We start from the raw sequence: 13,577 nt of genomic DNA, 5'->3' as shown, positions 1-13,577 counted from the left end.
CGGCTCAGCAAGCAGACGGAAAGACCTAGGCGCTGTCCGAAAAGTCGACGAGCGAAGGTTAGACAAGGCAAAAATCGGTGAGAAAGCGCAGTTTACGGGGTGTAAATGAGCATTTTGATCCGATTTTTAACGCCGTATTACCGAGCGCAGGCACTTTTCAGACAAGCCCTAGCGGAAATCCCGCGTGGGCACGCCGAGTTCGGCCCACAAGCCGCTCAAGTCCTCGAGCCGTCCGGCGATCACATGGATCACGCTGCCCTCGCGCTCCAGATGGCCGGTGACTTTCAACAGCCGGGCGTTCAACAGCGCCTGGCGCTGGGCCTTGGCGGTGTCCTTCCACACCACCACGTTGACGTTGCCGGTCTCGTCTTCCAGGGTCACGAAGGTGACCCCGGAGGCGGTGCCCGGCCGCTGGCGGGTGGTCACCAGCCCCGCTACCTGGACCAGATGGCCGTGGTCCAGCTCGGCAAGCTCAGTGGCCTTGAGGCAACGCGCCAGTCCTTGCCGAGCCATCGAGGTCTGCTCGCGCAGCAACGCCATGGGATGGCGGGCAAGGCTCAGCCCCAGATGGCGAAAGTCCTCCTCGAGGTCGGCCTGCTCGCTGGGGGGCGCCAGCTCTGGGGTGGTGTCGTCGAGGATATCGGTCTCGCCCAGCGCCAGCGCCGGATCTGGCGCCAGCAGATTCCAGCGTGCCTGGTAGCGATGGCCACCGAGGCTCGACAGCGCCCCGGCCGCCGCCAGCGCTTCCCACTCGCGGGCCGACATCGGCGCGCGACGCCTGGCCTCGGCGACGCTGGCATAGCCATTGGCCGGACGCCTCGCCAGCAGGCTGTCGATGGCACCACGCCCCAGCCCCTTGACCAGGCGAAAGCCCAGTCGCAGGCCGCCGTCCGGCTCCAGGGTGGCGTCCCAGTGGCTGGCATTGATATCCACCGGACGCACCTCGACGTCGTGGCGGCGGGCATCCTGCACCAGCTGTGACGGGCTATAGAAGCCCATCGGCTGGCTATTGAGCAGGCCGCAGCAGAAGGCCGCGGGATGGTGGCACTTGAGCCAGGCCGAGACGTACACCAGGTGGGCGAAGCTGGCCGCGTGGGACTCGGGGAAGCCGTACTGGCCAAAGCCCTCGATCTGGCGGCAGATAGCGTTGGCAAACTCATCGCTGTAGCCCCTGGCACGCAGCCCGGCGGTCAGCCGCTGCTGGTGTTCGGCGATGGTGCCGGCCCGTCGCCAGGCCGCCATGGCCCGCCGTAACTGGTCGGCCTCACCACCGGAATAGCCCGCCGCCACCATGGCCAGCTTGATCACCTGCTCCTGGAAGATCGGCACCCCCAGGGTCCGTTCGAGCACGCCCCTGACCTCGTCGCTGGGATAGCTGACCTCCTCGATGCCGTCACGACGCCGCAGGTAGGGATGCACCATGTCTCCCTGGATCGGCCCCGGACGAACGATGGCGATCTCGATCACCAGGTCGTAGTAGTTGCGTGGCTTCAAGCGCGGCAGCATGTTCATCTGGGCACGGCTCTCCACTTGGAAGACGCCGACGCTGTCCCCGCGACTGAGCATGGCGTACACCTCGGAATCATCCCGGGGCACGCGGGACATGGCCATGGCCTGGTGCTCGCCCTCGCTCTCGCCCTCGCTCTCGCCCGTGCTCTCATAGCAGCGCCTGTCGTCGTCCCGGTGTTCGCCTCCGTCTGACAGCAGCGCCAGGGTCTTGCGAATGGCGGTCAGCATACCCAGCGCCAGCACGTCGACCTTGAGCAGCCCCAGACTCTCCAGGTCGTCCTTGTTCCACTGGATCAGGGTGCGCCCTTCCATCGCGGCGTTCTCCACCGGCACCAGCTCGTGCAGCGGCCCGCGCGAGATCACGAAGCCCCCCACGTGCTGTGACAGGTGGCGGGGAAAGCCCAATAGCTGCTCCACCAGTTCGACCAGATGGCGCAGCAGTTCCGGGACGGCGGTGGAGGCGCCCTCTTCGCCTCCCGCGCCCACCGTCTCCCCCACCGTCTGCTTGAGCGCCTCGAGCCAGGCGCCCTCGCCCTCGCGTCGATCCAGCCGACTGGCGAGCCAGGCCAGATAGCCCGGTTGCAGCCCCAGCGCCCGCCCCACGTCCTTCAGTGCACTTCTGGGGCGGTAGCTGATCACGGTGGCGGCAAGCCCGGCCCGCTCGCGGCCGTAGCGCCGATAGATGTACTGGATCACCTCCTCGCGGCGCTCGTGCTCGAAGTCCACGTCGATATCCGGCGGCTCGTCGCGCTCCTCGGAAATAAAGCGTTCGAACAGCAGCTGCACCTGACGCGGGTCCACCTCGGTGATAAACAGGCAGTAACAGACCACCGAATTGGCCGCCGAGCCCCGCCCCTGACACAGGATGCCCTGGCGGCGGGCGAAGGCGACGATGTCCTCGATGGTCAGAAAGAACGGCTCGTAGGCCATCCTGGCGATCAGCTCAAGCTCGCGGGCGATCTGCTCGGCGATATCCGAAGGCGTACCCTCCGGGAAGCGTAGCCGCTCGCCCTGGCGCACCTTGTGCGCCAGCCAGGACGACGGCGTATGGCCGTCGGGGACCAGTTCCTCGGGGTACTCGTAGCGCAGCTCGCCGGGGTCGAAGCGACAGCGCTTGGCGATACGCAGGCTTTGTTCGAGCAGCGCAGGCGCAAAACACTGCGCCAGCCGCGACAGGGGTCTCAGGCAGCGCTCGGCGTTGGGCTCGAGCAGAAAACCGGCGCGTTGCACGCTGGTGCGATGCCAAAGGGCGGTCAGTACATCCTGCAATCGCTTGCGGCTCGGCTGGTGCATCAGGACGCCACCGCTGGCGACCAGCGGCAGGCCTGCGGCACTCGCCAGCCTCATCCGCCTTGTCAATCGCTCCTCCTCACTTGCCTGGAAGTGGCGCTGGACCATCACCCAGCAGCGCCCGTCGAAGCGTTGCTTTAGCCCGTCCATTCTCTCCCGAGTCCGGGCGTCGTCGTTGCCCGGCAGGTACAGCAGCAGACAGTCCTCGAGCGCCTCCAGGTCCTCCCAGTCGAGACGATAGCTGCCCTTGGGCGCACGGCGACGGCCCAGGGTGATCAGCCGGCACAGGCTGGCGTAGCCGCAGCGGTTCTCGGCCAGCACGACCACGACTTCGTCGGCCAGGCGAAACTCGGCACCGACGATCAGCGCGATCCGGTGGTCTCGGGCAGCCTCCCAGGCGCGCACGATGCCGGCCACCGAGCACTCGTCGGTGATCGCCAGGGCGCGATAGCCAAGCTCGGCGGCGCGGGCGACCAGCTCATGGGGGTGAGACGCGCCCTTGAGAAAGGTGAAGTTGGACAGGCAATGTAGCTCAGCGTAGCCAGGGCCCGGGGCGACTTCGGCAGCGTCAGGTGGCTCGCCGACACGCTCAACCGAACCAGCCATGTAACCACCATTGCGACTCGGCGTCGCGAAAGACCCAGCCGTGGCGACCGTCCGGCCAGCAGGCCACGTGATAGTCACGTCGCGCCGGGGCCTGGTCCCACCAGCCGCTGGCCAGTCGCTCGGGCCCGGCGACCCAGACCAGACGCTCAAGCGTCGCCGGCGTCAGCGGCTCGGGGTGTTCCAGCAGCCAGGCCGGATGGTTGGCGCTCCGGGTTTCAGCCGGGGGCCTGCGGGCGGTCCCCGGCTGCGCTACCAAGCGGGAGGCCCGTTCGGGGCGATGATCCTCCAGCGCCATGGGCTGCAACACGGCGCCATCACCGAGACGAGAACGCAACCGGCTGAACAGTGCCTCGGGGGTGTCTCTGGGCGGCGCCGCCTGAAACAGGTCCGTTGCCACCTCTTGCAGGCTAGCTACCTCGCTGACCTCCAGGCGCAGGCGCAACACCGGCGCGTGCAGCACCACTGATTCCAGACGCAGCCGGCACAGCTCGAGCCAGGCCTCCGCCGCCTGCTCGCCCCCGGCGTGCCCCACGCTCAGGTCCTGAGCCCCTTCCCGGTGATACAGGGTCAAGGTCAACGACAATGCCTTGACGCAACGCACCTTGAGAAAGCCCTCGAGCTCCGCCAGCAGGCGCCGCAGGGGAAACACGATGCCGGCGGCCAGCTCGATCTCATGGACCAGCTCCCGCTCACGATCGAAGCGCGGTGGCGGCGCGAATACCGGCGGGGGATCGGCGACCTCGCCGGTCAAGCGCTGAAGGTAGCGCCGCAGGTCTGTCCCCAGGCGCGAGGCCAGCGAGGCCGGCGGCAGCACAAGCAGGTCATTGAGGTGCGTAAACCCGAGTCCCTTGAGGCGCGACTGCTGGCGTGCGGACAGCCCCAGCCGGTCGAGGCGAAGCCTGCCGAGCCTGGCCATATGCTCCGCCTCGCCCTGGCCACAATAGCCCCCCGTCCGGGCCAGCAGGCAGGCGGCCAGCGGGGTGTGCCCGGTGGCGCTGGACACCTCAAGCTCCAGGGTCGCCAATTCTTCGTGCAGGCGTCGCCACAGTCCCTCGAGTCCGCCGAAGTAGTCGAGCATCGAGGCGATCTCCATCACCACGCCCCAGGACGCGGCGTTCTCCGCCGTCGGCTCGAGACTGACCCGGGCGCTGAAGCGGGCACACCATAGCGCCAGCCCTTCGAGACGACGTCGGCTCACCTCAGGATCCGGCGTCAACAGCCGGAGTCCTGGCTCCAGACATAGTGCCGCACTGACCGTCATGCCCGGCCGCACACCGGCCTGCCAGGCCCCGGCCGAGACCAGCGCGATACGCTCCCCGTCCTCGCACAGCAGCGCGAGGGGTCCGTCATCGCCGGCGCTCAGCACCTCCAGGCCAAGCTGCGGACAGTGAAGGCATAGCCACAGCCCCTTCATGATCGCCCCACACCCTTGCGCTCGGAGACGAGCAACACGGGGCGGGATCGACGTTCCCCACTGGGTGCGCACGGCAGCGAAGTCGGCCGCGGGCACGGGGGCGACAGCCTAGAGTCGGCCAGGGTGATATCGATGGCCCTGGCTGGCATGGCCCCCTTGCGCTTGAAGGCATGGACCTTGATGCGCCTCGACAAGGGCGACGTCTCGTCACCGCTGCTCTGATCAGGAGCCGACAACCGCAGTCGCCAGGGGGCCACTGACCCTTGCTTGGCGAAGTCGGCCGGTCGCATCAGCGCGCCATGGCCGCCCCCTGCCGCCACGGCGAGCTGCAGCCGCCGCAGCCATTGCCCCTGCACCGCGGCGAACCAGCCCAGCACCAGATCGCAGCAGCCGCTCTTCAATGCCTGCTCCATGGCCCACAGCCGCTGCCTGGGATGGCGGGTACGCACGATGACTAGGCGCGACAGATCCAGGCCCGCCGCCGCCAGGGCCGCCGCATGAGGCTGCCAGGGTGGGTCGAACCACACCACCCGCTCGCAGTTGCGCATCAGCGGAAGCAATAGACGAATCTCGCCGCAACCCGCTCGATCCAGCAGCAGTTCCAGCAGCTCTCCCCGGGGCCAGCCACCGCCGAGCAGCTCGTCCAGGGCCTCCACCCCGGTGGAGATCCCGCGCCTCGTGTCGCCCTCCGGCTGATCACGGTGCCACTGTCGCCGCGCCCGCCAGACGCTACCTCGCTGCATCAAGCGCGAGAGGTCATCACTTGCGTTGTCACGGGCCTGGTTGTCTGCTGCCTTCATCGCTCCTCTCCCGCTCCTGTCCCGCTCAACTGGCCTGCTGAACTGGCGTTCTCTGCTGGCGTTCTCTGCTGGCGTTCGCTGCTGGCGTTCTCTGCTGAGCTGCGCCCCTGGCCCGCTAGATACACCAGCCCGGCCCAGATTTCTGGCCCAGGTTTCAGGTCCAGGTTTCTAGACCACGCCCTGGCCCTAGCGGCCAGACGCCGAGATACCAAATACTGTTATTTTATACAGTACTCGTCCAATGCCAAGTCGGCAATGCAGCGCCAGGGCAATCTGACGATGGGTCAGGAAAGCGGCACATCCGCTCACACCAGCACAGAAGCGCCACGGGGGCTCCCCCGGGGAGGGGTATGGTGGTCGTAGAAGGTTGTCACAGCTCAAGTTTGGCTTGCGATAGCTGTGAAATAGTCAGGCAGGTCTTTTCTTCACCGCTGGACGTCATGACCATTCACCCCCCCACGACACCGCCATGCACCCCAGAGACCACGGTAGAAATCCGGGTCCGCGGCTGTGTGCAGGGTGTGGGGTTTCGTCCGACGGTATGGCAACTGGCCAACCGGCTAGCGCTGGTCGGTGAGGTGCTCAACGACGGTGAAGGCGTGCTGATCCGGGCAACCGGCCCCAGTGAACGCCTCGAGAGCCTGATCGAACAACTCAAGCGCGACCCGCCCCCACTGGCACAGATCACCGACATCGAGGTTCGCTCGGGCCTGGCGCCGCTGCACCGAGTCGGCTTCACCATCGTCGATAGTCTCGAGGGCGCAACGCGCACCGATATCGCCGTGGACGCCGCCATCTGCGCAGCCTGCACAGAAGAAATACTGAGCCAGCAACAGCGACGCTCCGGTTACGCCCTGACCAACTGCACCCACTGTGGCCCGCGCCTGTCGATCATTCGTGACATGCCCTACGACCGGGCGGCCACCACCATGGCCGACTTTGCGCTATGCGAGTGCTGTCGCACCGAATATCTGGATCCCGGCGACCGTCGCTTCCATGCCGAACCCATCGCCTGTCCGGCCTGCGGGCCCCAGGTGCGTCTTGTGGCGCTGGACGACGGGCCCTGGCTGGCGGGCGAAGACGCCATCGACGCTCACACCACCCCCGCCATTGAGGCTCCCATCGACCAGGCCGCCGCGCTGATCCGCCAGGGCCAGATCCTCGCCATCAAGGGGCTCGGCGGCTACCAGCTTGCCTGCGACGCCACCAGCACCGAGGCCCTCGAGCGCCTGCGACGGCTCAAGCATCGCCCCACACGCCCGCTGGCGTTGATGGCCAGAGACCTGGAGATGGTCAGGCGCTACTGCCGGCTCGATGAGCTCGAACAACAGGCACTCTGCTCAGCCGCCGCGCCCATCGTGCTGCTCGAGCGGCGCCGTGACGAGGCCACAGGCCGGCCACTCGCCGAGGCCCTGGCCCCGGGGCTCGACCGACTCGGCGTGATGCTGCCGTCGACCCCCTTGCACGTGCTGCTGTGCCAGCGGCTGCCCTTTCCCATCGTGATGACCAGCGGCAACGTCTCCGGCGAGCCCCAGCTGATCGACGATGGCCAACTGGCTGACCGCCTGTCGACGATCGCCAGCCACGCCCTCACCCACGACCGCGCCATCGCCCGGCGTATCGACGATAGCCTGGTACAGCTGGCCGCCGGCAAGGTGCGCATGCTGCGTCGTGCCAGGGGCTACGCCCCGGCATCACTGCCGCTGCCGCCTGGCTTCGAGGACATCTCGCCGGGGCTTGCCCTGGGTCCGCAACAGAAGGCCACCTTCTGCCTGGTGGATGGCCAGCGCGCGATCCTGTCCCCGCATCAGGGTGACCTGGACGACGCCGCCACCCTCGACGACTACGAACGCAACCTCGACGACTTCCTGGCGCTTTACGACCACCATCCCGCCTGGCTGGCCTGCGACACTCACCCGGACTACCGTACCAGCGACATGGCTCGTCACATGGCTCGTCACATGGCTCGGCGAATGGCCGACGACGCCGGCCTGCCACTCGATGCCATTGGCCATCACCACGCCCATATCGCCGCCTGTCTGGCCGACAACGGCTATCCTCGCGACGCCGCTCCGGTACTGGGTATCGCCCTGGACGGCCTGGGCCTTGGCGAGGATGGCGGCCTGTGGGGCGGAGAGTTCCTGCTGGCGGATTATCGCCATTGCCAGCGGTTGGGTTCGCTCAAGTCCGTGGCCATGCCGGGGGCCGGCGCCGCCTCCCGCGAGCCCTGGCGCAACCTGCTGGCGCAGCTCATCGCCGGCCCCGGCCTTGCCGCCCTGAAGCGCCGCCACCCAAACCTTGGCGTACTGAAGCGACTGCAGCAGAAGCCGATCGATACCCTGAGTGGGATGATCGAGGCCGGGATCAACAGCCCCCTCGCCTCCTCCTGCGGGCGCCTGTTCGACGCCGTCGCCGCCGCCCTGGAGCTGTGCTTCGATCACCAGCACCACGAAGGCGAAGCGGCCATGGCCCTGGAAGCCCTGGCCGCCCGCGCGCTGACACCAACCCCGCCGCCTACGTCACGCACGTCTTGTGCCATTGCGCCCTATCCCTTCGCCCTTCACAGGGCGCCAGGCGGTCACCGGATCCTCGATCCGGCACCGATGTGGACGGCGCTGTTTGACGACCTGGCCGCCGGCAAGGACGCCACACTGATCGCGGCGCGCTTTCATCTGGGACTGGCCAAGGGGCTTGGCGAGGTCGTTGGCGAGATGCTGGGCGACGTCGATGGCGACATGCAGGACGACGCACTCGACGAAGTCTCTAACGACAATGCCCGGCGCCTCTCCAGCACGCGCAACGTCGAGGCCGTCGCGCTGAGCGGCGGCTGTTTTCACAACCGCACCCTGCTGGAACTGACGCTTAAGTGCCTCGCACCCCTGCCTGTTCAGGTGCTGACCCACCACCAGGTGCCGGCCAACGACGGCGGCATCGCCCTGGGCCAGGCGCTGATCGCGGCGGCGCGGCGGCATCCGCTGGCCTCCGACCAGGCGTCGGATAGTCTGACCTCGGCAACCTCAACGATCTCAACGATCTCAACAACAACAACAACAACCGCTCCCTCCATTGCCACTGTCACTACCGCCACCACGGCATCCAATAACGCACAGGAGACCGCCCATGTGTCTGGGAATTCCAGGACAGATCATTTCCCTCGATGACGCCGACGCGCGGCTCGCCACGGTGGACGTGAGCGGGGTCCGACGCCAGATCAACATCGCCTGCATCGTCGATGACGACCACCCGCCCGAACGCTGCGTGGGCGACTGGGTACTGGTCCATGTGGGCTTCGCCCTGAACCGTATCGACGCCGAGGCTGCGGCGCGCACCCTCGAACTGCTGGACGAACTGGGCGATACCCACGAATTCGACGCTCTGACCTTGACCGGCGACCAGGAGGTCTCTTCATGAAATTCATCGACGAATTCCGCGATCACGCCCGCGCCCGGCAGATCCTCGAACACATCACCACCCTGGTCGCCCGCCTGGCCGAGCAGCGCGGCGGCCCGGTGCGCATCATGGAGGTCTGTGGCGGCCACACCCACGCGATCTTCCACTATGGGCTGGAGGCCATGCTGCCGCCGGAACTGGAGCTGATCCACGGCCCCGGCTGCCCGGTGTGCGTGCTGCCGATGGGTCGCGTCGATGACTGCGTCGCCATCGCCGAGCGTCCCGAGGTGATCCTCGCCACCTTCGGCGACGCCATCCGGGTTCCCGGCTCACGCAAGAGCCTGATGCAGGCCAAGGCCGACGGCGCCGACGTGCGCATCGTCTACTCCCCCACCGACGCCCTGGCACTGGCGCGCAAGCATCCGGATCGGGAAGTGGTGTTCTTTGGCCTGGGCTTCGAGACCACCATTCCCTCCACCGCCCTGACCATCGCCCAGGCCGAGCGCGAAGGGGTCGGCAACTTCTCGGTGTTCTGCAATCACATCACCATCATCCCGACGTTACAGGCGATCCTCGACAATCCTGACCATCGCCTGGATGGCTTCCTCGGGCCGGGACACGTGTCGATGATCATCGGCACCGACCCCTACCGCTTCATCGCCAAGCGTTACGGCTGCCCGGTGGTGGTCTCTGGCTTCGAGCCCCTGGATATCCTGCAGTCGCTGCTGATGGTCGTTCGCCAGCTTCACGATGGCCGCGCCAAGGTCGAGAACCAGTACCAGCGTCTGGTGACCAGCGACGGCAATCTCACCGCGCTGGAGGCCTTCCACCAGGTCTACGAGCCCCGCGAGAGCTGCGAGTGGCGCGGGCTTGGATCGATCGCCGAGTCAGGTGTCCAGATCAAGGACGCCTATGGCGCCTTCGATGCCGAACGCAAGTTCGCCGTGCCCAATCAGCAGGTGGCCGACCCGGACAACTGCCGCTGTGGCGACGTGCTCACCGGCAACCTCAAGCCCTGGCAGTGCGAGCTGTTCGGCAAGCGTTGCACACCGGATCAACCCCGGGGCGCGCTGATGGTCTCCAGCGAAGGCGCCTGCGCCGCCTACTATCAATACGGCGGTGGCAACGTCGATAGCCAGAACCACAGCACAAGCCAGGCCGAATCATGAGCGATACGACACGACGACAGCTTCCCACCCTTGCCGCCCGCGCGGTGACCCAGGCCCACGGAGGCGGCGGCAAGGCCATGAAGGACCTGATCGATGACGTCTTCGTCAGGGAATTCACCGCGCTTCCCGAGGTGCTCGAGGACCAGGCGCGGCTGGAGCTGGCCGAGCTGGCATGCCTGGGCGACCGACTGGCCATGACCACCGACGGCTTCGTGGTCGACCCGCTGTTCTTTCCCGGTGGTGACATCGGCAAGCTGGCGGTGTGCGGCACCGTCAACGACCTGGCCGTGGGGGGCGCCCATCCCCGCTACCTGTCCTGCGCGGTGATCCTGGAAGAAGGCCTGCCGATCGATGACCTGAGGCGCATCGCCCACTCCATGGCCACAGCCGCCCGCGAGGCCGGCGTCGAGATCGTCACCGGTGACACCAAGGTGGTCGAGCGCGGGGCCTGCGACGGCGTCTTCATCACCACCACCGGCATCGGCGTCATTCCCGCCGAGCGTAAGCTCGGTATCGAGCGCATCCAGGCCGACGACGTGATCATCGTCAACGGATGGCTCGGCGATCACGGTGCCGCCATCCTGGCGGCCCGTGGCGACCTGTCGCTGGACACCGACCTGGAGAGCGACTGCGCCTCCCTCAATGGCCTGATCGAGGCACTGCTGGCCGCCGCCCCCGACACACGCTGCCTGCGTGACGCCACCCGGGGCGGCGTCGCCACGGTACTCAACGAGATGGCCGAGGCCTCCAGGCTTGCCATCGAACTCGACGACCTGGCCCTGCCGCTGCGCAAGGAGGTCCGGGGGATGTGCGAGATTCTGGGGCTGGACCCACTGTACCTGGCCAACGAAGGCAAGCTGGTGGCGGTGGTGCCCGCGGCTCAGGCCGAGGCGGCCCTGGCCGCCCTGCGCGGGCATCCGCTGGGAAAGCAAGCCGCGATCATCGGTCAGGCGCTTGACGGCAAACCGGGACGGGTGACGCTGCGCACTGGCTTCGGCGGCCAGCGCATCGTCGACATGCTGGTGGGAGAGCAGCTACCGCGCATCTGCTGATGCGATGCTGACACGCTGATGGTGGTCTGCTCAGGGCCGATTCGAATCTCGGCCTATTCGGGGTCGCCGGCCGCCTCACCGATCCCGTAGCGTTGCAGCTTGGCCCTCAGGCCGATGCGCGATAGCCCCAGTTCACTGGCGGTACGTGACTTGTTGCCGCCATGACGCTCGAGCGCCCGAGCCAGGCAGCTCGCCTCCAGGCGCTCGACCCGTTCGCGCAGAGTGCCGGCGTCCTCGTCATCCTCGACCGGATCGGCCGTCGTATTCGCTTTCGGCGACTCAGGCAGGTCCTGGCGCCGCTCGACTGGCGCCTGACGCCATTCATCGGTTCGCAGGTGCGGCGCCAGCAGTTCGACGCCAAGCTTCTCGCCGGTCGCCAGCATCACCATGCGGGTGATCTGGTTTTCCAGCTCGCGAACATTGCCGGGCCAGGCGTAGGCGCACAGACACGCCATCGCCGCATCGGTGAAGCCGCCGACCCTGATCCCGTGGCGGGAAGCGATCCGCGCCAGCAGCACCTCGGCCAGAGCCGCGATATCACAGGCGCGCTCGCGCAGCGGTGGCAACTGAACCGGGGCCACCGTCAGGCGATGATAGAGGTCCTCCCGGAAGCGCCCCGCCGCCACCTCGGCCATCAGATCCCGATTGGTCGCGGCGATGACCCGGACGTCCAGCTGGCGCACCTCGTTGGTCCCCACCGGGCGCACCTCCCCCTCCTGCAGAAAACGCAACAGGCGCAGCTGAAAGGCGCTGGAGGTGTCACCGATCTCGTCCAGCAGCAGGGTGCCCTCGTGGGCCCGCTCCAGCAGTCCGACGCGGCTTGAACTCGCTCCGGTGAAGGCCCCCTTGCAGTGGCCGAACAGCTCGCTCTCCAGCAGTTCATCGGTCACCGCGCCGCAGTCCAGGGCGTAGAAAGGCATCTCCGAGCGCAGGCTGCTGGCGTGGATCGCCCGGGCCATCAACTCCTTGCCGGTGCCGCTCTCTCCTGTCACCAGGACAGGCACGTCGAAGCCGGCGATGCGCGCCGCCATGTCGCACAGCGGCTCCAGCGGTGACCCCGGCGCCCGGATGATCGTCTCGAAGCCCCCCGCCTCGCGCATCCGCCGGCGGTGGGCCGCCAGCCGCGCCTGAACGGTCGGCTGGTACAGGGCACGCTCCGCGCGCAGCCGCCGACACTCCCGCTCGAGCTGGTACTGACGCAGGGCGACGTCGATGGTTCGCGCCACCACCTCAACCGGACTGCGGCGACAAAGCAGGTGAAACGCCTCGGGCCAGTCACCGACCGAGGTGGGCCCATGATCGGCGATCACCAGACACTGCACCTCGGGCCAGCGATGGGCCAGTTCCCTGGCCCAGCCACCGTCAGGGGACAGCCCCGTGCCCCTGGCAGCGTCGCCCTCAGGTGCAAGCTCGACAATCACCAGCCCGACCCACTCGGACACCAGCAGCGCCCGAGCCTCTTCCCAGTGCGTCGCCCTCAGGCACTCCAGGCGCCCTTGGGTGACGTCCTCAAGCGAGTCGATTCGCTCGCTGGCGACACCGACCCCCAGCACACTGGGCAGCGACTCGGCGGCAACACCGCGTCCATCGAACAGCGGACCCTCGACCAAGGTGGACATGGCGACCCCTAGCGCTGCTCGAGCATGGCGAGGTGCTGACGCGCCCGGCTCAAGGCGCGCTGCCTGAGCGCCTCACGACGTGCGTCGATCCAGTCGAGCCAGGCGTCCATGCCCTCACCACTGGTGGCCGACAGCCGCAGGATCTCCAGTTCGGGATTGATCCGACGGGCGTAGGCTTCGCAGGCGTCCATGTCGAAGTCGACATGGGGCGCCAGATCGACCTTGCTCAGCAGCATCAGTGAGGCGGCGGCGAACATGTGCGGGTACTTGAGCGGCTTGTCCTCGCCTTCGGTCACCGACAGGATCACCACCTTGGCGTCCTCGCCCAGATCGAAGCCCGCCGGACACACCAGGTTGCCCACATTCTCGATAAACAACAGGCCAAGCCCGGGCGGGCTTACCTGAGGCAGCGCCCGTTCCACCATGGAGGCGTCGAGATGGCAGCCCTTGCCGGTATTGACCTGCAGCGCCGGCACCCCGGTCTCGCGAATGCGTCGGGCGTCATTGGCGGTCTGCTGGTCGCCCTCGATCACCGCCACCCCCTCGGCGCCGAGCCGACGGATGGTATCCACCAGCAGCGTGGTCTTGCCGGAACCCGGGCTCGACACCAGATTCAGCGCCAGCACGCCGTCGGCCTCGAGGCGCCGCCGATTGCCCTCGGCGATGGCGTCATTGCGGGCCAGGATGTTGGTCTCGATCTCCACCAGACGGCGTTGTGACATCCCCGC

The 13,577-nt window shown here is 67.5% G+C and carries 9 protein-coding genes; 4 read left to right on the top strand and 5 right to left on the bottom strand.

Annotation, left to right across the window (positions count from 1 at the left end; all coding sequences use genetic code 11):
- Positions 1-168: 168 nt before the first annotated feature.
- Genes KUW00_RS17530 through imuA form a run of 3 tightly spaced genes read right to left on the bottom strand, consistent with a single transcriptional unit; the run spans position 169 to position 5,619 of the window.
- Positions 169-3,405 carry an error-prone DNA polymerase gene (locus tag KUW00_RS17530; protein WP_222569711.1) on the bottom strand — a complete coding sequence of 1,079 codons (3,237 nt, stop codon included), beginning with the start codon at positions 3,403-3,405 and terminating at the stop codon, positions 169-171.
- The gene (locus tag KUW00_RS17525) at positions 3,389-4,819 is read right to left on the bottom strand and encodes a Y-family DNA polymerase (protein ID WP_222569710.1); all 1,431 of its coding nucleotides are present in this window, start codon (positions 4,817-4,819) and stop codon (positions 3,389-3,391) included. Before KUW00_RS17525 ends, KUW00_RS17530 begins: the two co-directional genes overlap by 17 nt.
- Positions 4,816-5,619, bottom strand: coding sequence for a translesion DNA synthesis-associated protein ImuA (gene imuA, locus KUW00_RS17520; protein ID WP_222569709.1), 804 nt, complete (start codon positions 5,617-5,619; stop codon positions 4,816-4,818). Before imuA ends, KUW00_RS17525 begins: the two co-directional genes overlap by 4 nt.
- A 440-nt stretch (positions 5,620-6,059) precedes the next feature.
- On the opposite strand from imuA, the gene hypF reads away from it, so the two are divergent.
- The 4 genes from hypF to hypE are packed head-to-tail and all read left to right on the top strand — an operon-like array spanning position 6,060 to position 11,230.
- Positions 6,060-8,780, top strand: a complete 2,721-nt coding sequence (gene hypF, locus KUW00_RS17515) for a carbamoyltransferase HypF (RefSeq protein ID WP_222569708.1) — start codon at positions 6,060-6,062, stop codon at positions 8,778-8,780.
- Positions 8,740-9,030, top strand: a complete 291-nt coding sequence (locus KUW00_RS17510) for a HypC/HybG/HupF family hydrogenase formation chaperone (protein ID WP_045994052.1) — start codon at positions 8,740-8,742, stop codon at positions 9,028-9,030. The genes hypF and KUW00_RS17510 overlap by 41 nt, the downstream gene beginning before the upstream one ends.
- The gene (gene hypD, locus KUW00_RS17505; RefSeq protein WP_222569707.1) at positions 9,027-10,178 is read left to right on the top strand and encodes a hydrogenase formation protein HypD; all 1,152 of its coding nucleotides are present in this window, start codon (positions 9,027-9,029) and stop codon (positions 10,176-10,178) included. The genes KUW00_RS17510 and hypD overlap by 4 nt, the downstream gene beginning before the upstream one ends.
- Positions 10,175-11,230: a hydrogenase expression/formation protein HypE gene (gene hypE / locus KUW00_RS17500; RefSeq protein ID WP_222569706.1), complete on the top strand. Its 1,056-nt coding sequence runs from the start codon at positions 10,175-10,177 to the stop codon at positions 11,228-11,230. Before hypD ends, hypE begins: the two co-directional genes overlap by 4 nt.
- 53 nt (positions 11,231-11,283) lie before the next feature.
- Here hypE and KUW00_RS17495 read toward each other — a convergent pair whose 3' ends face one another.
- Both KUW00_RS17495 and hypB read right to left on the bottom strand, forming a co-directional pair.
- Positions 11,284-12,849 (bottom strand): sigma-54 interaction domain-containing protein, encoded by a 1,566-nt coding sequence (locus KUW00_RS17495; protein WP_222569705.1) that lies wholly within the window; start codon positions 12,847-12,849, stop codon positions 11,284-11,286.
- 8 nt (positions 12,850-12,857) lie between these two features.
- A complete protein-coding gene (gene hypB, locus KUW00_RS17490) occupies positions 12,858-13,571 on the bottom strand; it encodes a hydrogenase nickel incorporation protein HypB (protein WP_222569704.1) in 714 nt (237 codons plus the stop codon).
- Positions 13,572-13,577: the final 6 nt, after the last annotated feature.

This window comes from Halomonas sp. DP5N14-9, from assembly GCF_019802175.1.
GTDB classification, from domain to species: Bacteria; Pseudomonadota; Gammaproteobacteria; order Pseudomonadales; family Halomonadaceae; genus Halomonas; species Halomonas litopenaei.
Note: the sequence above shows the minus strand (reverse complement) of the source record. Positions and strands in the feature narration are given on the sequence as shown.